Here is an 18,310-nt window from a genome sequence, read left to right as displayed (position 1 = left end):
CAGGGCGGTGCGGTGGCGTTTGCGCGCCCTGCGCGTCACTGATGCGGCGCATTCACCTGCGCTTGCACGTGCACAAGGCCACTTTGCGGCGCTAGCAGGCCCAGCGGCTCGTCCGTCAGATCGCGGGCAAGCGAATAGGCTGTAATCACGGCCAGCGTAACTCCCACGATGGCCAGCATTTCCCGAGTGTCCATGCGCGTCTCCTCCTTGGTTCCTTACGTTCCTTGTTTCGGCCCCCTCTTGTTGGTGTCGGGCGGCGTCGGGGTGCGGACGCAAAGTTCGAGCCCAATACGGGCAAATGGCGGAGCGACGCGGGTTAAATGGTGTTACCGGTCGCGCAGGGAAGACGGCGGCACGCCCAACAGGCGCTGAAAACTGCGCCGCATGCGTTCGGTATCGCCGAAACCGCACTCGGTAGCAACGCGCTGCATGGAAACCGCACCGCTTTCCAGTGCGGCGCGGGCTGCCTCCACGCGCAGTTTTTCCACGGCCTTTGCAGGAGTGAGACCCGTTTCGACTTGAAACGCGCGTGCGAAATGGCGCGGGCTCATGCAGGCGTGCTCGGCCAGATCGCCTACGCGATGCGGTGCACTCAGGTTGCGGCGCACATGATCCAGCAGCGGTTTGAAGCGACCGCGTGCCGAATCCATCTCATTCAGCGCTGAAAACTGCGACTGATCTCCGGGCCGCCGGTAGTACACGACAAGCTGCCGTGCCACCGCGCGTGCCAGGCGCTCGCCCAGGTCTTCGGCGATGAGGGCAAGCGCCAAGTCGATGCCGGCGCTGATGCCGGCGCTCGTCCAGATCGGGCCGTCGTTCACGTAAATGTGGTCGGGTTCGAGCTGCACTTGCGTGAACGTGCGTGCGAACTGCTCGGTGCGGCTCCAGTGGGTGGTGGCGCGCCGGCCGTTCAACAAGCCCGTGGCGGCCAGCAGCAGGCTGCCCGAACACACGCTGGCCACGCGTGCGCCGCGCGCTGCGCAGCGCTGTACAAAGCGGCGCGTGCGCGCATCGGCCATGGCGGCGTCCACGCCGTCGCCGCCGGCAATGAGCAGCGTGTCGACCTGGCTGGCCGGGGGCAGGGCGTCGGCATCCCAGCGCACACCGGAAGAACTGCGGACGAGGCCGGCCTGGGCGGCAATCATGCGCAGCGCGTAGTGATCGTCCCGATATCGGCTGGCCACTTCAAATGCCGCCACCGGCCCGGCGGCGTCGAGCAGTTGGAAATCCGGAAAGATGAGCACAGCGATGCGATGGGCCATGGCAGAAAAAGTGGGAGACTGGTCATTGCTGCCAACACGATAGAGCGCGATTCTGTGAAGCGTCAACCCACCACCGCATCACACTCAGGAGAGCCTAACCATGACGACTTCCCCGTTCATCGTTGTCTTTGCGCTGTACAACCGTGTCACCCAGCTTGATTTCACCGGCCCGCACGAAGTGTTCTGGCGGTTGCCCGGCGCACAATGCGTGGTCGCCTCGGCGGCCGGCGGAGAGATTCACGCCGACGGTGGCCTCACCATCTCGAACGTGCAGCGGCTGGTGGATATTCCGCATGCCGATCTCATCTGCGTGCCCGGCGGTTTTGGCGTGATCGAAGCCATGGAAGACGCCGAGTTTGTGCGCGAAGTCCGGCGCCTGGCCGATGGCGCGCGCTATGTCACTTCAGTCTGCACTGGCTCTCTGGTGTTGGGCGCGGCAGGGTTGCTGCGGGGCAAGCGCGCGGGCTGCCACTGGGCGTGGCGCAACCTGCTGTCGGCGTTTGGCGCCACGGTGGACGAAGCCCGCGTGGTGCGTGACGGCAACCTCATCACCGGCGGTGGCGTGACGGCCGGCATCGACATGGCGCTGACGGTCATGGCGGACATTGCTGGTGTCGAACACGCGCAGGCCGTGCAGCTCGGTATCGAATACGCTCCCGCGCCGCCGTTCGATTGCGGCCGCCCCGAGCGCGCAGAACCGGAGATTCTCGAAGCGGTGACGTCGCGGCTCGATCGTTTGCGTGCGGATCGCCACGACGCCGTGCAACGGGCGGCGCAGCGCCTCTGAGCCACGGCGCCGGCGCGCGCCGGATTGCGGCGACAATGGCGTCTTTCGACGTATCCACGCCTCAAGCCGGCGCCGCATCCTGCATGAACACTCCGTCTTCCCAGCCCAACGCCCGTGGCCCGATTGGCATCGTTGCTGCCCTGCATGAAGAGATCAACGAACTGCTGACGTGGCTGTCCGACGCGCAGTGCATCCACATCGGCAGCCGCGATTTCTGGACGGGCGAGTTGGACGGCCACGCGGTCGTTGTGGTGCTGTCGCGCGTCGGCAAGGTGGCAGCGGCGTCCACCACCGCAGTGCTGATCACGCAGTTCAACGTACGCGCCGTGGTGTTTGCTGGCGTGGCCGGCGCATTGGCACCGGGCGTGGCCGTGGGCGACGTCGTGGTGTCGGAAGAATTGCTGCAGCACGATGTCGATGCCTCGCCGCTGTTTCCGCGCTGGGAGATTCCGTTGACCGGCATGGCGCGTTTTCCTGCCGACGTGTCGCTCGCCGGCGGGCTGCTGGAAAGCGCCGGTGCTGTGCTGGCCGACCCGCACGCGCTGCTGGGTCCAGATGTCATGCGGGCCTTCGGAATTGCGGCGCCGCAGGTGCATCGTGGGCTCATCGTCAGCGGGGACCGCTTTGTCTGCACCTCGGCCGAGAGCGCCGTGTTGCGTACGGCATTGCCGGACGCCCTGGCCGTGGAGATGGAGGGCGCCGCCGTGGCGCAGGTGTGCCACGAATGGGGCGTGCCGTTTGCTGCCATCCGCACGATTTCCGACCGCGCGGATGACGCGGCCAGCGTGGACTTCGCGCAGTTCATCGCACAGGTGGATTCACGCTACAGCGTGGCCATCCTGCGCAACTGGCTGTCGACGACCGCCGGGGCCTGAGCGGTTATTGCCCCTTCGCGGCCAGATACTTGTCGAGTGCGTTGGCGCGTTCGCTCAGGCGGAAGACTTCGTTCTCCAGGCGCTGCAGATCGTCGAGCTTGTCCTTGCCGTAGATGGCGGTCTCAAGGGCGGCCGTTCTGGTGTGAAAATCCTGCCACGCCTGCTCTGAACTCGCCAGGGCGTCTTTCGCCTTGCCGTTCAATTTGCTCGAGAGCGTTTGGTACGCGCGGTTCAGGCGCTCGTCCTGCGCGGTCTTTTCTGTGGAGAGACATGCGCCGATTGCGTCCGGATTGTCCGGCGCCTTGTCAACGCAGGCATAGAGCTTGGTGGAAATGCCCTGCGGTGCGCGGCGCTTGACGCCGTTGGCCAGGCTTTCGGCTGCGAACGCCCCGATGCTGTGTGCCAGCAGCGCAACGGCAACGGGAAGGGCCAGCGTCTTCAGTGTCGTCAGCGTGTTCAAGAAGTGACTCCTGATCGCGTGTCTGCGATGCGTGAAGGGGCCGTCCAGTCTATCGGCTGGCCAACGCAACCGCGATCAGCCAGGCAGGTGAGGCCGCAGGTTGCGCAGGGCGTTTTCCACGTAGGCTTCTTTCTCGCCGACGGGCGCCAGACGATTGCCCGCAAGGCGCTGGTTGGCCTGACGCTGGTCACGCATCCTGCGTCGTACTTTGTCTGGCTGGCGCTGCCGCCCGAGGTCTGCGCCGACCGCGTGGCCGTGGCGCTGCAGGAAGATGGCATCTCCGTGTCGACCGCGGAGCCGTTCGCAACGTCAAAGCAGGTGCCGCACGCGCTGCGGCTGGCATTGGGCTCCGTCGTGCTCGACCGGCTCGATGCCGCGCTGCAGACTGTCAGGCAGCGCGTGGAAGCACAGCGGTATCGATAACGAAAACCGTGCCAAACCTCGTGCGCTTGCCTACACTCTCGTCGCAACGAAATGGCCCAATTTGTCCACAGGAGACCTCATGAAGAACTGGCTTGCAACGATGGCCGGATGGGCGCTCTGCGCATGCGCAGCTTTCGGCGGTGGCGCCCATGCGGCTGACACCGCCGCTGACGGCACGACGCTGACTGTCAACATCGGCACGCAGCACCGCACGTTGTCGCGCGATGCATTGCTGAACGATCCGCACCTGACCAGCGTGACGGTGGAAGACCAGAACCTGAAGCGCCGCCTGACCTTCAAGGCGATCCCGGTGACGGAGCTGTTCCGTGGGCAGACTGTCAGCCCGGATGCCAGCGCCACCACCGCCGCCAGCGACGGCTACGTTTCGCACTTGCCGATGCGCCTGCTACTGGGGGATCGCGCCGACGGCCCGCGCGCGTGGCTGGCCGTGGAAGACCCGGCCTCGCCGTGGCCGACGCTCAAGGGCCAAGACATCGGCCCGTTCCGCCTGATCTGGACGGCGCCGCCGGCCAAGGCATCGGTGGTGAATGAAAGCCTGTGGACTTACAGCATCGTGCGCATCGACATTGCCGCGCTGCCCGGCGAGCGCTTTGCGGCCATCCGCCCCGCGGCGGGGTTGCCCGCAGATGGCCCTGTCATGCGCGGTTTCGCCACCTTCCAGCGCGTCTGCTTTTCGTGCCACACGCTCAACCGCGCCGGCGATGCCAACCTTGGACCCGACCTGAACATGCCGTACAGCCCGGTCGAATACCTGGGCGATGAGAAGTTGCGCCGCCTGATCCGCGATCCGCAATCGCTGCGCTGGTGGCCCAACGCCCGCATGTCGGCCATCGACGAGAAAACGCTGTCCGATGCGCAACTCAACGATCTGCTGGCGTACTTGCACCACATGACCAAGCGCAAATCAGCAGCGCAATGACCGGCGCTAGTCGGCTGCCCAGTCGACCAGTGTGGCGATGGTGTTCATGTTGCGGGCCGTCCCCGTCTTGGCGGCGGGGATCTTCAGTTTGGAATCGGCCATGCCGTCGCCGTAGTGCACGTAGATTTCGCGCGTGCCCAGGGCCATCTCTTCCGTCCGGCAGCCGGTGGCGGCGGCCAATGCATCGGCTGGCGGCGGCGTATCCAGAAAGATGGCGACCGTCCGGTTGGGCGCGGTGGTCTTGAAGGGATTGTTTTCCAGCACCGCCGCCAATTCCGCGCCCGTGCGCACGAGCACGCCCACGGGTTTGCCGGCGTAATCCTCCAGGCAGCGTTCCAGCTTCGCCTTGACGGTCGCTTCCGCCAGCCGGCTCTGAAAGACCACGTTGCCGCTCGCAATGTAGGTGCGTACGCCGCTCAGGCCGATCGATTCACATATCGCGCGCAATTCGGCCATGGGCAGTTTTCCGGTGCCGCCCACGTTCACGGCGCGCAGGAAGGCGATGTAGCTGGGCATGGGTTCTCCTGTTCTGTCTGTCTTATTAATGGCTTAGGGGTGGGCTCGGATTGGCAACATTCTGTTACGAGATTGACGAATGTGTTTAACCCGCCCTGCTGCGTGACTTGTATTCTTCGCCCCGAACTCATCGAGCCCGGACCGGCCTCTCAGTGCTGGTTTGAGTGCCGTATCCTGCATTTGCGCATAGGAGAACACCATGTTGAAGAAAATTGCACCGGCCCTGATTGTGGCAACGCTCGCCGGCCTGACGGCTTTGCCCGCTGCGGCGGATGACTTGCGCAATGCGCTGGGCGGCGCGCTGGGTGGCGCAGGCGGGGCGGCCGTGGGCGGCGCGCTGGGCGGGCAGACTGGCTCGGTCATCGGCGGTGCTGTTGGCGGCGGCGCCGGCGGCGCATTGACGGCCAACGGCCGGGAGCGCAAGGGCGCCATCGTGGGCGGTGCGCTGGGCGGCGGCGTGGGTGCGGCTGCGGGCAATGCCATGGGCGGCCGTACGGGCGGCATCGTTGGCGCGGGCCTGGGTGGCGGCGCCGGTGCGGCACTCGGCGGCAACGTACAGCGCAATTCGTATTCCGACCGCGACGACCGCGGCCGCGGCTACCGTCGCCACGGCAAACACCATCACCACCATTGATCTGATGCGCCGTTGCGCTCGCCACTGAGCGCCACGGCCGCTTTCTTGCTTTCCTTCCCGCGACGGCGCTGTCCGCGTGCGTCGCCCGCTGCGTCGGTAAAACCTGTCGCCGCGACTCGCCGTTGCCACGTGCGCCGCCTACCATACCGAGACGGCCGCGATTGGCCCGCACACGAAGGAGAGCGCCATGACGCAACGCTTCGACGCAATCATCATCGGCACCGGACAGGCCGGCCCGCCACTGGCGGCGCGCTTGTCCGGCGCCGGCATGAAGGTGGCCATCATCGAGCGCGGCCGCTTTGGCGGCACGTGTGTCAACACCGGCTGTATTCCCACGAAAGCGATGGTGGCCAGCGCCTATGCGGCGCGCATGGCGCAGCGTGCGGCTGAATACGGCGTGGTGATCAACGGCGGCGTCACCGTCGACATGCAGCGCGTCAAGGCACGCAAGGATGAAATTTCCGGCCACTCCAGCCATGGCGTCGAGCAATGGGTGCGCGGCCTGGAGCACGGCACCGTTTTTCAGGGCCACGCCCGCTTCGAGAGCGCGCGCACCGTGCGCGTTGGCGACGCACTGCTAGAAGCCGAACGCATCTTCATCAACGTGGGCGGCCGGGCGTTGGTGCCACCAATGCCAGGGCTCGATCAGGTGCCGTTTCTCACCAACTCCACCATGATGGACGTGGATTTTCTGCCCGAGCACCTCGTCGTGATTGGGGGAAGTTACGTCGGGCTGGAGTTCGGCCAGATGTTTCGCCGCTTCGGTGCGCGCGTGACGATTGTCGAGAAAGGGCCGCGCCTGATTGCCCGCGAAGACGAAGACGTATCGCAGGCGGTACGCGAAATTCTTGAAGCCGAGGGCATCGACGTGCAGGTCAACGCCGATTGCCTGAGCGTGCGGCGTGACGGCGCCAACGTGGTGGTTGGCCTGGACTGCAGCAGCGGCGCACGCGAGGTGTCGGGCTCGCATCTGCTGATGGCGGTCGGGCGCGTGCCCAATACCGACGATCTTGGGCTCGACAAGGCCGGCGTGGAAATCGACAAGCGCGGCAATATCCGCGTGGACGAGCAGTTGCGCACCAACGTACCCGGCATCTGGGCCATGGGCGATTGCAACGGTCGCGGCGCGTTCACGCACACGGCTTACAACGACTACGAGATCGTGGCCGCCAATCTGCTCGACCGCGACCCGCGCAAGGTGTCGGACCGCATCCAGGCCTACGCCATGTACATCGACCCGCCGCTTGCGCGCGTCGGCATGTCGCTTTCGGAAGCGAAGCAATCGGGTCGCAAGCTGCTGGTGGGCAACCGCCCCATGACACGCGTCGGCCGTGCGGTGGAGAAGGGGGAGAGCCAGGGCTTCATGCGCGTGGTGGTCGATGCGCAGACGCACGAGATTCTGGGTGCGTCGCTCCTCGGTGTGGGTGGCGACGAGGCCGTGCATTCGATCCTCGACGTGATGTATGCCAAGGCGCCTTACACGACCATCAGCCGCGCCATGCATATTCACCCGACGGTGTCGGAGCTGATTCCCACGTTGCTGCAGAGCATGGGGCCGGTGCAATAACGCCGGGCATTGCGCTCAAAAAACAAAGGGCGCCCGGCGGCGCCCCCAAACCTCGACCCGCTACCGTGCGTGCCGCTCAGGGCACGATCGAGAGAAACAGATACGACGCAAAGATGGCCAGATGCACGACCCCTTGCAGGATGGTCGTGCGGCCCTTGCCGAGCGTGAGCGACGACACGATCAGCGTCAGGAACAGCAGGACCATTTCCTTCGGGCCCAGACCCAGTTCGAGCGGGCGGCCGATCCAGATGAACACGGCCGCCACCGTCGGGATGGTCAGGCCGATACTCGCCAGCGCCGAGCCTAGTGCGAGGTTCAGGCTGGTCTGGATGCGGTCTGCATTGGCGGCGCGCAGGGCGGCCAGGCATTCCGGCAACAGCACCAGCGCGGCGATGACGATGCCGACCGTCGCGGGCGGCGCCCCGGCATTCAGGATGGCCGCTTCCACAGAAGGCGAAAGCACCTTGGCCAGACCGACGACGGCCACCAGCGACACCATCAGCAAGACCCCGCTGAGCGCTGCCACGCGTGCGGGCGGCGGCGGGGCGTGTACGTCTTCGTTAGCGTTGTCGACGAGAAAGTAGTCGCGGTGGCGGATGGTCTGCACGATGACGAAGCAGCCGTACAGCACCAGCGATGTCACCCCAGCAAAGCCCAGCTGCGACGAGGTCATGACAGGCCCCGGCGTGGAACTCGTGTAGTTGGGTAGCACCATGGTCAGCGTGACCAGCGCAGCCAGCACGGCCAGCGCGGCGGTGGCGCCCGGCGCCTGGAAGGCTTGCTCGCGGTGGCGCAGGCCACCCACGAAGAGGCAAGCGCCCACGATTCCGTTGCAAATGAGCATGACCGCGGCAAACACGGTGTCGCGCGCCAATCCCGCTTTCTCCGGACCGGAAGAGAGCATCACCGAAACGATCAGCGCGACCTCGATCACGGTCACGGCAATCGCCAGGACGAGCGTGCCGAAGGGCTCGCCCACCTTGTGCGCGACGACTTCGGCATGGTGAACGGCGGCAAAGACGGCGCCGGCCAGCGCAAGCGCCATCAGCGCGATCAGCCACCCGGGGGGCGTCATGAACGCGCCGCCAACCAGGACCACCCACGCCAGCAGCGGAGCAGCGATTGTCCAGGGGGGCAGCTTGTTGGAAGAGAGGGCCACGGAGTTCTCCTTGTTGTTGCCTCAACGCCGGCGGGCGGCGAAGGGTCGATGCAGTGTGGCCCGAATATAAAGCATGTGCGGAGCATCAGCCCGCACATGCGGAGTGCGTCATGCCAGCGCCGTCACGGGGCAACCGCTACGGCGGACACCTCCTGGCTCCAGTAAGTCGGCAGCGCGCCGTACGGATTTGGCAGCGTCTTGTTTGTGATGAACACGGTGGAAGCGCCCTTGCTCGACGCGTTGCGAACGAAGGTTTGCATTTGCGTGGCCGACGCAGCGTAGACGATGTGCGCAAACCGGGCGGTCGGATAGCTGGCCTGCCACGCCAGGGGCGCATAGTTGGCGTAGTGCTTGGCGCTGTCTTCAAACACGACGAGCTGGTCTGCCACCGGCAGGCTGGCATAGATCTCCGGCACATTGGTGCCCGGGTTGCCCGTGACCGTGTAGTTGGGTGACAGCCCCTTGATGTAGTTGTAGACCGATTGGTAGAACTGGATGTGTGCGGTTGTGCTGTCGGCGGTCATCTCGTCGATGAAGAAGCCGTCGACCTGATACAGCGCCTGGTAGGTGTTGATGTCTTGCACCACCGCCGACAACGATCGGTTTGCGTATGAACTGGACACATATCCGATCACCTTGCCGCCAGCGGCATGCACTTTGGCGACGGCGGCAACGTAGTTGGCGTCCTGTGTCGTGCCCGGGCCGCTGTTCGGGTTGAGGATGACCGTCGTCGGTACCGACGTTGCCGCCGTGGCCAGCGCATTCCACTGCGTGGCTCCCGTGCCCGACGGATAGATGTAGGACGGCACCAGCAGCCCTTCAGCGCTGGCATGCGGTGCACCCATCAGCGCGCCGGACACAAGCGCGAACGCCGCACATGCTGCGCGCGCGAACCTGCGCTTCGCGTTGCCCAGTTGCGATGCCACGGCCACCGTGGCGGATGCGGGCAAACGCCCCCCCGTTTGTATCGTTTTCATTATGTGCCCCCGACCACGCAGTTTGTTGCGTGTGACATCAGGCCCGCGCCCCTTTGTGGGTTGGCGGGCAACTGGCTGACTTCGTCTAGAGAAGTCCCTGTAGCTTTGCGTCGCCGGATCACTCCGGTTTTGCCCAGACCTCTGGGTGTGAACCCATTGGGGAAAGACTCTACCGGGGCCGCGCCAGGCCGGCAAACGGAGATTGCGCAAACGCGCCGGCCGCCGCATGAAGCGTTGTCGGGACCCCACGTTGCGCGCTGCCATGGCAATCAACCGTCGACGTCAGTGAAGCACGGGCGTCTGGTCGCCATTCCTCCCATGCCGCGTTTCCCCTGACTTGCGCCAGAACCTCTGGTGCATTCCGCCGCCGCAGAGCCCGCCCGTATCGTCAGTCCACGCAGCGCTACCGGTTGCCGCTGTGTTTTTTGTCCACGTATCTGACTGAGGAGAACCTGCAATGAACATCCGCTCGAATGTGCTTGTCATCCGTATCGTGCTGTTGGCGGTGGTGTCCCTGATCGCCTCGCTGGTGGCCACGGCCGCGTTGGCTGCGCCGCCCGCGACCGTCGCAACATGCGAAGGCATCAAGGATGCGTACCCGATTCTCGGCACGCAGTGCGCCAATCATTACGCCAAGATCAACCACGCGCCCGCCACAGCGGCCGAACGGCGCGAGACGTACTCTGCACGGATCGCGGTTTTGGAAATCTTCCGCAAGGCGCTCCTGTGCAACGGCATGTACGGCGCATCGAAATCGGCGCAGCAGCGCTTTTCAAGCGGCGAGGCTGGCCACCTCCAGGCCTTGGCGATCCTGAACGCGGCAATGACGGGTGCCGGCGACCCTAACGTGCCGGCGCTATACACCGCCGCCGACTTGAATGACGTGTCGATCAACAAGCAGCAGTGCAAGTAGGGGCAGGGCGGGTGGCGGCAGAGGTGCCGCCGCTGCCTTGCCGCCCAGGCCGACGCTGGCCCCGTCGGCGTGGCAGAATCGCGGTCTGCATCTGTGAACGTCTGCGCCCACAAAAGGAGACTCCCGATGACTGCATCTGCCGCCGTATTTGCCATTCTCGTTGCGCTGTTGCTGGGCGCCATGATTCCCGGGCCGAGTTTTGTTCTGGTGGCGCGCAATGCCATCGGGTTATCGCGCCGCGACGGCCTGGCCACTGCACTTGGCATGGGCGCGGGCGCCCTGTTCTTCGGTGGCCTGGCGCTGGCGGGGCTTTATACGTTGCTGCAAGCCGTGGAGTGGCTCTACATCGGCCTCAAGATTGCCGGTGGCGCGTATTTGACCTACATGGCGTGGAAGATCTGGCGTGGCGCCAAGCTGCCCATGGTGATGGACGATCGCCTGACGCAGCAAGCCGGCAGCGCGCGCAAGTCGTTCTGGACCGGCATCACCACGCAGATGAGCAATCCCAAGACGGCCATCTGGTACGGCAGTATCTTTGCTGCGCTGCTGCCGCAGCATCCGCCGGTGTGGTGCTACTTCGTGCTGCCGCCGCTGGTGTTCCTGGTCGAGTTCGGGTGGTACACCATCGTCGCGCTGTGTTTTTCGAGCCGGGTGCCGCGTGAGATGTACCTGCGTGCCAAGACCTGGGTCGATCGCGTGGCGGCCGTGGCGATCGGCGCGCTCGGGCTGCGTCTGATCTTCACTGCACCCAAGGTCGGGCTGTAGTTTTTTCCATGATGGCGTTGGGGGCGGCCGGTTAGACCGCTCCCGCAATCACGTCTCGCAGCCACTGGTGCCCTGGGTCTCGATGCATGCGCTCATGCCACAGCATCGACATCTCATACCCGGGCACGTCCACCGGCGGCTCAACCACCTGTAGCGCACTGGCCCCGCGCACCAGCCGCTCGGGCAGCATGGCAACCATGTCAGTGCTGGCGACCGCGGTCATCACAAAAAGGAAGTGCGGGACCGACAGCACCACGCGCCGGGCGGCACCGGCCGCCTTCAGGGCTTCGTCTGTCACGCCGAAGAAGCCACCGCCATCGGGCGACACGATCACGTGATCCAGCATGCAGAACTGCGCCAGCGTCGGCTTGCGTTTCAGGCGCGGGTGTCCAGCGCGGCCGATCAGCACATAGCGCTCAGTGAATAGCGCACGACGGCGCAGGCCGGGTGGTGCGCCGTCTGTGGTGTGGAACGCGAGATCGATCTCCCCTTGCTCGGCTTGCTTCTCGATACGCGTGGGCACCAGTTCCAGCATGGCGAGCCGTGTGCCCGGCGCGCTTGTGCGCAGGGTGTTCAGCGCCGGCAGCGCGATCGTGGATTCGCCGTAATCCGTGGCGGCCACGCGCCAGGTGTTAGTGGCTCGGGCCGGGTCGAACGGGCTGGCGGGCGCGACGGCCTGTTCCAGCGCTTCCAGCGCCAGCCGCAGCGGTTCGCGCAAGCTTTCAGCGCGCGCGGTTGGGCGCATGCCGCGCGGGCCCGGCAGTAGCAGCGGATCACCAAAGATGTCGCGCAACTTGGCCAGATGCACGCTCACGGAAGGCTGCGAGAAGTTCAGCCGCTCCGCTGCACGCGTGACGTTGTGCTCGGTCAGCAGCACATCGAGTGTCACCAGCAGGTTCAGGTCCAACCGCCTGAGATTATTCATGGCTATGCCTGGAATATTGATAATTCATTTCCAATATACCTGGGCGCGCCGCATTCTGGAGCTATTCCTTATTTGGAGTTGCCACCATGAATGTCCTGATCGTCTACGCCCATCCCGAACCCAAGTCGCTCAACGGCGCCCTCAAGGACTTTGCCGTCCAGCGCCTCGAAGCGGCCGGCCACACCGTGCAGGTATCGGACTTGTACGCCATGCAATGGAAGGCCGCGCTCGATGCGAGCGACAGCACCGTCGGGCCGATCGGTCCGCATTTCCACCCGTCGCTCGATTCCAAGCACGCGTTCGAGAACGGCCTGCAAGCCGACGACATTGCTGCCGAACAAGCCAAACTGCAATGGGCCGACGCCTTGATCCTGCAGTTTCCGTTGTGGTGGTTTTCGATGCCGGCCATCCTCAAGGGATGGGTCGAGCGCGTCTATGCGTACGGCTTTGCCTACGGCGTTGGCGAGCACTCCGACACCCACTGGGGCGACCGCTATGGCGAAGGTAAGCTCGCCGGAAAACGCGCCATGCTCATCGTCACCACGGGCGGCTGGGAGTCCCACTACAGCCCGCGCGGCATCAACGGCCCGGTCGACGACATCTTGTTCCCGATCCAGCACGGCATCCTGTACTACCCCGGTTTTGATGTGGTGCCGCCATTCGTGAGCTACCGCACCGGCCGCATGGACGAGGCACGCTTTACGCAGACCACCCAGGCGCTGGGCGAACGACTCGACACCTTATTCACCGCCGCGCCGATCCCTTTCCGCCAGCAGAATGCCGGTGAATACGAGATCCCGGCGCTTACGCTGCGGGCCGAGATCGCGCCCGAGAAATCCGGCTTCGCTGCGCATCTCGCCTAGACCTTGCCCGGCGCGGCAAGCGCTACAATTTCACATTCATCTCCGGCGGCGCGCTGTAGCAGATACAGCGCGCCGCCGCGTTTCTTTCTGCTTTCTTCTTCTTGTCGGCATGACGTCTCACGCGGTTCTTACGGGCCTGATCAATTTGCTGCTCGGTATGGGGCTTGGCGTAGCGGGCGGCTTGCTCGGCATTGGTGGGGGGCTCATCGCGATTCCTGTGCTCGGTTATCTCTACGGGCTGGACCAGCACCTTGCACAGGGCACTGCGCTGGTGATGATTGCGCCCAATGTGTTGATCGGCTTCTGGCGGTATCACCAGCGGCATCCGGTGCATCTGCGCTCCGTCGCGCTGATCTGCGTGTTCTCGATGGCGGCCACCTACGTTGCTGCGCGCTTTGCGGCGGGGCTGGACGCCCATCTGCTGCATACGGCGTTTGCTGTGTTCCTGATCGTGCTGGCGGTGTACTTTGCCTCGCAGCTCAAAGAGAAACCGAATGCCGGTAATGCCGCGCACGCTGCCCCACATGCCATGCCGGCCGCCGCGCTGCCATTGATGGGCATCGCCAGCGGCGCAATGTCGGGCATCTTCACGGTGGGCGGTGGGCTGGTGGTGGTGCCGGCGCTGGTGACGTTCTTCGGCATGCCGCAGACACGCGCCCAGGGCATGGCGCTCGCACTGGTGGTGCCGGGCTCGCTGATCGCACTTGCCACGTACGCGCATGCAGGCCATGTGGATTGGGGTACGGGCATTCCGCTGGCGGCCGGCGGTGTCGTGAGCGTGTCGTGGGGTGTGGCCCTGGCGTATCGGTTTTCAGCGCGGCGTTTGCGGCTGGCGTTTTGCGTTGTGCTGCTGGGTACGGCGCTGATGATGTTGATGGTCAAACCAGCCTGATCGACCTGGTTTTTCAAAACGGAGGAGGGCATCGTGTCGGAACAAGACAAGCAGGCCGGCCGCGCACGCCGTGCGCAGGTGATGGGCGGCGCATTTGTTGAACGTGCGATGAGCGGATTGGATGCGTTCTCGGCACCGCTGCAGGATTGGCTCAACGAGCACGCCTGGGGCAGCACGTGGCAGCGTGACGGCATCGACCTCAAGACGCGCAGCCTGTGCACGTGCGCGATGCTGGCCGCGCTCGGCCGCAGCACTGAACTGAAGGGCCACGTGCGCGGCGCGATCAACAACGGCGCAACGGCGGTGGAGATTCGCGAAGTGCTGCTGCATAGCGCCATCTATGCCGGCGCGCCGGCGGCCGTCGAGGCGTTTCGTTCGGCGCGTGAGGTGCTCAATGAACTCGGTATCCAGATCGAAGAGGCGCGGTAGTCGGGGCTGGGCTATGCGAGCTGATACCTGATCGACATGGATGCCTTCGACGACGATCTGACGCGCTTTGCCGCCCACGGTGCTGGACCACTGCCGGCCGCCGTTGAGCAAGGCCATGTCGAGCACGACGGTGCCCGCATCTGGTATGCAACCTTCGGCGCCGGCACACCTGTGATCCTGCTGCATGGCGGGCTTGGCCATAGCGGCAATTGGGGGTATCAGGTTCCGGCACTCATCAGGGCGGGCTACCGCCCAATCGTCATTGATAGCCGTGGGCACGGCCGCAGCACACGCGACGCACAGCCTTACGCCTACACGCGCATGGCATCCGACGTGCGGGCCGTCATGGATGCGCTGCAGATTGACCGTGCGGCGTTCATTGGTTGGAGCGACGGTGCTTGCGTTGCGCTCACCCTGGCCATGCAGACGCCGGAACGCGCCGCGGGCGTGTTCTTCTTCGGCTGCAACATGGACCCGAGTGGCGCCCAGCCCTTTGCGCCCACGCCTGTCATCGATCGCTGCTTTGCGCGCCACCAAAAGGATTACACCGCGCTGTCATCCACGCCGCACGACTTTGATGCATTCGTCGCGGCTGTCACCGAAATGATGCAGACGCAGCCGAATGCAACAGCCGAAGCGTTGGCGGGGACCCGTGTGCCGGTGACCATCGTGCAGAGCGAACACGACGAGTTCATCCGGCCCGAGCACGCGCAGTATCTCGCGCGGACCATTCCTGATGCGCAGTTTGTGTTGCTGCCCGGCGTGAGCCATTTCGCGCCGTTGCAGCGGCCGGCGTTGTTCAACGACGCCGTGCTGGCGTTTCTGCACGGACTCCCTCTGCCCTGAGTCACGTGGAGGTCTGGCGCGTTTGCGCAACACTGCGCCGCGCGTTATCCACAGAATCGGTGGGTAAGCCTGTGGATAACGATGCCCGATCGCGATACTACGCGGTTCGCAGTCCTTTGCTGACTGCGTAGGCAGGCAGCTCAGTTGCTCGAAACTGCCGTGCTGTAGGTTGCCTTGATTGCCTTGTGCCGTGCTTCCATTTCCTGACGCAGCGTGCGGCGCTGCTGCGCGGCTTCGAAGCGTTCCTTTTCTTCGGTGTTGGCGGGCGCCAGCGGCGGCACGTCGGCCGGTTTGCCTTCGTCATCCACCGCCACCATCGTGAAGTAGCAGCTGTTGGTGTGACGCACGACCTGGTTGCGGATATTCTCCGTCACAACCTTGATACCGATTTCCATCGACGTGCGGCCGGTGTAGTTGACCGACGCGAGGAACGTCACCAGTTCACCCACATGAATTGGCTGGCGAAACACCACTTGGTCCACCGACAGCGTCACGACGTAGCGGCCGGCGTAGCGGCTCGCGCACGCATACGCAACCTGATCGAGAAACTTGAGGATGTGGCCGCCGTGTACGTTGCCGGAAAAATTGGCCATGTCGGGCGTCATCAGCACGGTCATGCTGAGCTGGTGGGATTGCGTATTCATGGGGGCGTTGATGCTGGAATGATGGGAAAGCAGTGCGCGCAGAAATGGGTACGCAGCAGGCCGTCATTGTGCCGCGCTCGACTCATCTTGTGCTGCGTTGCGCGAAATTTGATGGCATCGCGCTACACTACCGGGTTTCCGCGGCAAACGATTTTCAGCCCGTCCTGTCTTCCCATGCACCGATTGCTGACCCGCCTCCTGCTCTGGCTGGTTGTCCTGGCACTGCCCCTGCAAGGGTTTGCCGCGACGGCCATGATGGCGCGCGGCGGTGCAATGGGCGATGCGATGGTTGCCATGGCAATGCCGGATGACGGCGCCGTCATGTCTGACGTCTGCCATGAGCACGAAGACGCCATGGCTGCCGACAGCGAGCGGAATGCGCCGGCGCAGTCGCACTGCAAGACCTGCCCGATCTGCGCGGCCTGTTCGCTCGGTTCGGTCGTCCCTCTGGCCGCCAGTCTTGGCGTGCTGCCGATCAAGCTGCCGGCCGCTGCGCCGCGTGGCCTTGCTGTTTCCTTCCGCAGCTTCATTCCCGAAGCGCTGCAACGTCCACCCTCGATTCGCGTTTGACGCCACCAGTCCGTCCATAGAACGGGCTGGCCTCTGGTTCTGCGGCTCCGTGCACCACACGCGGCCGTACGTCATCACGCTTGATCGAGGTTTCTCATGTTTTCCACACGATGGTTCTTGGCCGCCGCACTGCTAGCGCTGACGCTGGCGCCGCCATGGGTGTTGGCGCAGGGTGGGGCGTCTGCGCAGGCAGCTCCTCCGGCTGATCCACTGAATGCGGACGCGGCTGTGCCGGTTGTAGCCGCGCCGCGCACATTCGACAGCTACCACGCGTATCGCGATACCGGCCCCGCACCCTGGCGCGAGACCAACGCTGCCGTGAGCCCCAAGTCAGACGCTTCTGCGGAAGGCGGCCACGCAGAGCACGCCATGCCAGCGAGCGCACCAGCCGCCACCTCCAACAAGCCTGCCGGCGGGTCCATGCCCGGCATGCACCACCACTAGGAGGCGCCGTGCTCAAACCATCCACACGCCGCCTCGCCCTGTGCGCGCTGGCCGCCACGCTGCTGCTGGGCGGCTGCGCCACCATCACGCAAGACAGCGGGTTCAAGACCGTTGCCGATGTGGCGCGCGATAGGCTCGGCAAAGACGCCACGTGGCAGCGTTCACCAGAAGCACGCGACAGCGCAGCGCAACGCACGCGCGAGCTGCTCGCCCAGCCGCTGACGATGGACAGCGCCGTGCAGATCGCACTGCTGAACAACCGTGGCCTGCAGGCTTCGTATGCGGAGCTGGGTCTATCCGAAGCCGCGCTCGTGCAGGCCAGCCGCCTGCCGAATCCCGGTTTCAGCTTCAAGCGCACACGCAGCGGTGATGACCTGTCGATCGAGCGCACGTTCTCGCTGTCGTTCCTGAACCTGCTGACGCTGCCGATGGCCACGCGCATCGAAAGCCGTTACTTCGAGCAGACCAAGCTGCTGGTTGCCAACCAGATGCTGCAGGTGGCGGCCGATACGCGCCGCGCATACGTCAATGCCGTGGCGGCGGAGCAATCCGCGCGCTATGCCGAGCAGGTTCAGCAAGCCGCCGAAGCCGGTGCCGAGTTCGCCAAGCGCCTGGCTTCGGCCGGCAACTTCAGCAAGCTTGATCGGGCACGCGAACAGGCCTTCTATGCGGAAGCCACTGCCACCCTCGCGCGCACGCGCCAGCAGGCGCAGGCCGAACGCGAGGCGTTGATTCGCCAGCTTGGGGTGTGGGGCGCAGATACCGGCTTCCAGTTGCCGGATCGGCTGCCCGACCTGCCGAAGGATCGCCCCGAACTGCAGCAGATCGAGGCCTACGCGCTGCGCAACCGGCTCGACATCCAGGCGGGCAAGTTGCAGGTCGATGGCTTGGCGTCGTCGCTGGGGCTCACACAGGCAACGCGCTTCATCAACGTGCTCGACCTCGGTTACGTGCGCAACAGCAAATCGAACGAGCCACGCGAAACGGGCTACGAGATCGGCATCGAGATCCCGCTGTTCGACTGGGGCGGCGCCCGCGTGGCGCGTGCGCAGTCGATCTACATGCAGGCCGCCGATCAGCTTGCCGACACGGCGGTGCGTGCGCGTTCCGAAGTGCGCGAATCGTACGTGCGCTATCAGACGGCATATGACCTCACGCGCCACTACCGCGACGAGGTGGTGCCCGTGCGCAAGACCATCTCCGACGAGATGCTGCTGCGCTACAACGGCATGCTCGTGAGCGTGTTCGAGCTGTTGGCCGATGCGCGCGAGCAGGTGAATGCCGTCAACGGCTATATCGACGCGCTGCGCGGCTACTGGATTGCGCAGACCGATCTGCAGATGGCGCTGGGCGGCAAGTTGCCGCCGGCCGAAGCAAACGCGACTGCCCCTGCGCCCAACTCTCCTCAAGGACACTGAA

At 64.9% G+C, this 18,310-nt stretch carries 22 protein-coding genes, 1 pseudogene and 1 riboswitch; of the genes and pseudogenes, 15 read left to right on the top strand and 8 right to left on the bottom strand.

The window, feature by feature from the left end:
* Nucleotides 1-35: 35 nt before the first annotated feature.
* Both DOD19_RS27760 and DOD19_RS24300 read right to left on the bottom strand, forming a co-directional pair.
* Nucleotides 36-194, bottom strand: a complete 159-nt coding sequence (locus tag DOD19_RS27760; RefSeq protein WP_200869058.1) for a hypothetical protein — start codon at nt 192-194, stop codon at nt 36-38.
* Between the two features lie 132 nt (nt 195-326).
* Nucleotides 327-1,262, bottom strand: coding sequence for a GlxA family transcriptional regulator (locus DOD19_RS24300; RefSeq protein WP_112188644.1), 936 nt, complete (start codon nt 1,260-1,262; stop codon nt 327-329).
* Nucleotides 1,263-1,362: 100 nt separating this feature from the next.
* On the opposite strand from DOD19_RS24300, the gene DOD19_RS24295 reads away from it, so the two are divergent.
* On the top strand, nt 1,363-2,049 hold the full coding sequence (locus DOD19_RS24295) for a DJ-1/PfpI family protein (protein WP_024978232.1): 687 nt from the start codon (nt 1,363-1,365) through the stop codon (nt 2,047-2,049).
* Between the two features lie 83 nt (nt 2,050-2,132).
* Nucleotides 2,133-2,924, top strand: a complete 792-nt coding sequence (locus DOD19_RS24290) for a 5'-methylthioadenosine/adenosylhomocysteine nucleosidase (protein ID WP_112188959.1) — start codon at nt 2,133-2,135, stop codon at nt 2,922-2,924.
* Between the two features lie 4 nt (nt 2,925-2,928).
* On the opposite strand, the gene DOD19_RS24285 is transcribed toward DOD19_RS24290, so the two are convergent.
* A complete protein-coding gene (locus DOD19_RS24285) occupies nt 2,929-3,384 on the bottom strand; it encodes a lysozyme inhibitor LprI family protein (RefSeq protein WP_112188642.1) in 456 nt (151 codons plus the stop codon).
* Nucleotides 3,385-3,528: 144 nt separating this feature from the next.
* Between DOD19_RS24285 and DOD19_RS27590 the strand changes: the two are divergent.
* Both DOD19_RS27590 and DOD19_RS24275 read left to right on the top strand, forming a co-directional pair.
* A pseudogene (locus DOD19_RS27590) lies at nt 3,529-3,807 on the top strand (PLP-dependent aminotransferase family protein); the annotation flags it as partial.
* A gap of 79 nt (nt 3,808-3,886) precedes the next feature.
* Nucleotides 3,887-4,747, top strand: a complete 861-nt coding sequence (locus DOD19_RS24275) for a cytochrome c (protein WP_112188640.1) — start codon at nt 3,887-3,889, stop codon at nt 4,745-4,747.
* A 6-nt stretch (nt 4,748-4,753) separates the two neighbouring features.
* On the opposite strand, the gene DOD19_RS24270 is transcribed toward DOD19_RS24275, so the two are convergent.
* A complete protein-coding gene (locus tag DOD19_RS24270) occupies nt 4,754-5,263 on the bottom strand; it encodes a DUF1697 domain-containing protein (RefSeq protein ID WP_112188638.1) in 510 nt (169 codons plus the stop codon).
* 199 nt (nt 5,264-5,462) lie between these two features.
* On the opposite strand from DOD19_RS24270, the gene DOD19_RS24265 reads away from it, so the two are divergent.
* Together DOD19_RS24265 and DOD19_RS24260 are read left to right on the top strand one after the other, a co-directional pair.
* A complete protein-coding gene (locus DOD19_RS24265; RefSeq protein ID WP_024978238.1) occupies nt 5,463-5,897 on the top strand; it encodes a hypothetical protein in 435 nt (144 codons plus the stop codon).
* Nucleotides 5,898-6,084: 187 nt separating this feature from the next.
* A complete protein-coding gene (locus DOD19_RS24260; RefSeq protein WP_112188636.1) occupies nt 6,085-7,464 on the top strand; it encodes an FAD-containing oxidoreductase in 1,380 nt (459 codons plus the stop codon).
* 76 nt (nt 7,465-7,540) lie between these two features.
* Here the strand turns inward: DOD19_RS24260 and DOD19_RS24255 are convergent, their stop codons facing one another.
* Both DOD19_RS24255 and DOD19_RS24250 read right to left on the bottom strand, forming a co-directional pair.
* Nucleotides 7,541-8,623, bottom strand: a complete 1,083-nt coding sequence (locus tag DOD19_RS24255) for an ionic transporter y4hA (protein WP_112188634.1) — start codon at nt 8,621-8,623, stop codon at nt 7,541-7,543.
* 122 nt (nt 8,624-8,745) lie between these two features.
* On the bottom strand, nt 8,746-9,600 hold the full coding sequence (locus DOD19_RS24250) for a spherulation-specific family 4 protein (protein WP_024978241.1): 855 nt from the start codon (nt 9,598-9,600) through the stop codon (nt 8,746-8,748).
* Between the two features lie 63 nt (nt 9,601-9,663).
* Nucleotides 9,664-9,744, bottom strand: a riboswitch (cyclic di-GMP riboswitch).
* A 313-nt stretch (nt 9,745-10,057) separates the two neighbouring features.
* Between DOD19_RS24250 and DOD19_RS24245 the strand changes: the two genes are divergently transcribed.
* Complete coding sequence (locus DOD19_RS24245; RefSeq protein WP_024978242.1) at nt 10,058-10,513, top strand: hypothetical protein; 456 nt, start codon at nt 10,058-10,060, stop codon at nt 10,511-10,513.
* Nucleotides 10,514-10,639: 126 nt separating this feature from the next.
* Nucleotides 10,640-11,278 carry a LysE family transporter gene (locus tag DOD19_RS24240; protein ID WP_024978243.1) on the top strand — a complete coding sequence of 213 codons (639 nt, stop codon included), beginning with the start codon at nt 10,640-10,642 and terminating at the stop codon, nt 11,276-11,278.
* A gap of 31 nt (nt 11,279-11,309) precedes the next feature.
* Here DOD19_RS24240 and DOD19_RS24235 read toward each other — a convergent pair whose 3' ends face one another.
* Nucleotides 11,310-12,203 (bottom strand): LysR family transcriptional regulator, encoded by an 894-nt coding sequence (locus DOD19_RS24235; protein WP_112188632.1) that lies wholly within the window; start codon nt 12,201-12,203, stop codon nt 11,310-11,312.
* An 86-nt stretch (nt 12,204-12,289) separates the two neighbouring features.
* On the opposite strand from DOD19_RS24235, the gene DOD19_RS24230 reads away from it, so the two are divergent.
* The 4 genes from DOD19_RS24230 (at nt 12,290) to DOD19_RS24215 (ending at nt 15,233) form a co-directional block, all read left to right on the top strand.
* Entirely contained in the window at nt 12,290-13,066 is a 777-nt protein-coding gene (locus DOD19_RS24230) for an NAD(P)H-dependent oxidoreductase (RefSeq protein WP_112188630.1), read from the top strand.
* Nucleotides 13,067-13,175: 109 nt separating this feature from the next.
* Nucleotides 13,176-13,958: a sulfite exporter TauE/SafE family protein gene (locus DOD19_RS24225; RefSeq protein ID WP_112188628.1), complete on the top strand. Its 783-nt coding sequence runs from the start codon at nt 13,176-13,178 to the stop codon at nt 13,956-13,958.
* A 33-nt stretch (nt 13,959-13,991) separates the two neighbouring features.
* Complete coding sequence (locus DOD19_RS24220; RefSeq protein WP_112188626.1) at nt 13,992-14,387, top strand: carboxymuconolactone decarboxylase family protein; 396 nt, start codon at nt 13,992-13,994, stop codon at nt 14,385-14,387.
* Between the two features lie 36 nt (nt 14,388-14,423).
* Nucleotides 14,424-15,233 carry an alpha/beta hydrolase gene (locus DOD19_RS24215; protein ID WP_112188624.1) on the top strand — a complete coding sequence of 270 codons (810 nt, stop codon included), beginning with the start codon at nt 14,424-14,426 and terminating at the stop codon, nt 15,231-15,233.
* A gap of 140 nt (nt 15,234-15,373) precedes the next feature.
* Here the strand turns inward: DOD19_RS24215 and DOD19_RS24210 are convergent, their stop codons facing one another.
* Nucleotides 15,374-15,877 (bottom strand): acyl-CoA thioesterase, encoded by a 504-nt coding sequence (locus DOD19_RS24210; protein ID WP_024978249.1) that lies wholly within the window; start codon nt 15,875-15,877, stop codon nt 15,374-15,376.
* Nucleotides 15,878-16,051: 174 nt separating this feature from the next.
* Here DOD19_RS24210 and DOD19_RS24205 point away from each other — a divergent pair, with 174 nt between their 5' ends.
* The 3 genes from DOD19_RS24205 to DOD19_RS24195 all read left to right on the top strand — a co-directional run bounded on the left by DOD19_RS24205 (nt 16,052) and on the right by DOD19_RS24195 (nt 18,309).
* Nucleotides 16,052-16,447 (top strand): DUF2946 family protein, encoded by a 396-nt coding sequence (locus DOD19_RS24205; protein ID WP_112188622.1) that lies wholly within the window; start codon nt 16,052-16,054, stop codon nt 16,445-16,447.
* Nucleotides 16,448-16,543: 96 nt separating this feature from the next.
* Nucleotides 16,544-16,891: a hypothetical protein gene (locus DOD19_RS24200; protein WP_112188620.1), complete on the top strand. Its 348-nt coding sequence runs from the start codon at nt 16,544-16,546 to the stop codon at nt 16,889-16,891.
* Between the two features lie 8 nt (nt 16,892-16,899).
* Nucleotides 16,900-18,309, top strand: coding sequence for a TolC family protein (locus DOD19_RS24195; RefSeq protein WP_112188619.1), 1,410 nt, complete (start codon nt 16,900-16,902; stop codon nt 18,307-18,309).
* Nucleotide 18,310: the final 1 nt, after the last annotated feature.

The sequence above is a fragment of the Ralstonia sp. GX3-BWBA genome, from assembly GCF_003290055.1.
Lineage (GTDB): Bacteria > Pseudomonadota > Gammaproteobacteria > Burkholderiales > Burkholderiaceae > Ralstonia > Ralstonia holmesii.
Note: the sequence above shows the minus strand (reverse complement) of the source record. Positions and strands in the feature narration are given on the sequence as shown.

What these genes read in the sequence shown, in the direction of transcription:
- DOD19_RS27760 (WP_200869058.1), bottom strand. Translation starts at nt 194, where the DNA reads ATGGACACTCGGGAAATGCTGGCCATCGTGGGAGTTACGCTGGCCGTG.
- DOD19_RS24300 (WP_112188644.1), bottom strand. Translation starts at nt 1,262, where the DNA reads ATGGCCCATCGCATCGCTGTGCTCATCTTTCCGGATTTCCAACTGCTC.
- DOD19_RS24295 (WP_024978232.1), top strand. Translation starts at nt 1,363, where the DNA reads ATGACGACTTCCCCGTTCATCGTTGTCTTTGCGCTGTACAACCGTGTC.
- DOD19_RS24290 (WP_112188959.1), top strand. Translation starts at nt 2,133, where the DNA reads ATGAACACTCCGTCTTCCCAGCCCAACGCCCGTGGCCCGATTGGCATC.
- DOD19_RS24275 (WP_112188640.1), top strand. Translation starts at nt 3,887, where the DNA reads ATGAAGAACTGGCTTGCAACGATGGCCGGATGGGCGCTCTGCGCATGC.
- DOD19_RS24270 (WP_112188638.1), bottom strand. Translation starts at nt 5,263, where the DNA reads ATGCCCAGCTACATCGCCTTCCTGCGCGCCGTGAACGTGGGCGGCACC.
- DOD19_RS24265 (WP_024978238.1), top strand. Translation starts at nt 5,463, where the DNA reads ATGTTGAAGAAAATTGCACCGGCCCTGATTGTGGCAACGCTCGCCGGC.
- DOD19_RS24260 (WP_112188636.1), top strand. Translation starts at nt 6,085, where the DNA reads ATGACGCAACGCTTCGACGCAATCATCATCGGCACCGGACAGGCCGGC.
- DOD19_RS24250 (WP_024978241.1), bottom strand. Translation starts at nt 9,600, where the DNA reads ATGAAAACGATACAAACGGGGGGGCGTTTGCCCGCATCCGCCACGGTG.
- DOD19_RS24245 (WP_024978242.1), top strand. Translation starts at nt 10,058, where the DNA reads ATGAACATCCGCTCGAATGTGCTTGTCATCCGTATCGTGCTGTTGGCG.
- DOD19_RS24240 (WP_024978243.1), top strand. Translation starts at nt 10,640, where the DNA reads ATGACTGCATCTGCCGCCGTATTTGCCATTCTCGTTGCGCTGTTGCTG.
- DOD19_RS24235 (WP_112188632.1), bottom strand. Translation starts at nt 12,203, where the DNA reads ATGAATAATCTCAGGCGGTTGGACCTGAACCTGCTGGTGACACTCGAT.
- DOD19_RS24230 (WP_112188630.1), top strand. Translation starts at nt 12,290, where the DNA reads ATGAATGTCCTGATCGTCTACGCCCATCCCGAACCCAAGTCGCTCAAC.
- DOD19_RS24225 (WP_112188628.1), top strand. Translation starts at nt 13,176, where the DNA reads ATGACGTCTCACGCGGTTCTTACGGGCCTGATCAATTTGCTGCTCGGT.
- DOD19_RS24215 (WP_112188624.1), top strand. Translation starts at nt 14,424, where the DNA reads ATGGATGCCTTCGACGACGATCTGACGCGCTTTGCCGCCCACGGTGCT.
- DOD19_RS24210 (WP_024978249.1), bottom strand. Translation starts at nt 15,877, where the DNA reads ATGAATACGCAATCCCACCAGCTCAGCATGACCGTGCTGATGACGCCC.
- DOD19_RS24205 (WP_112188622.1), top strand. Translation starts at nt 16,052, where the DNA reads ATGCACCGATTGCTGACCCGCCTCCTGCTCTGGCTGGTTGTCCTGGCA.
- DOD19_RS24200 (WP_112188620.1), top strand. Translation starts at nt 16,544, where the DNA reads ATGTTTTCCACACGATGGTTCTTGGCCGCCGCACTGCTAGCGCTGACG.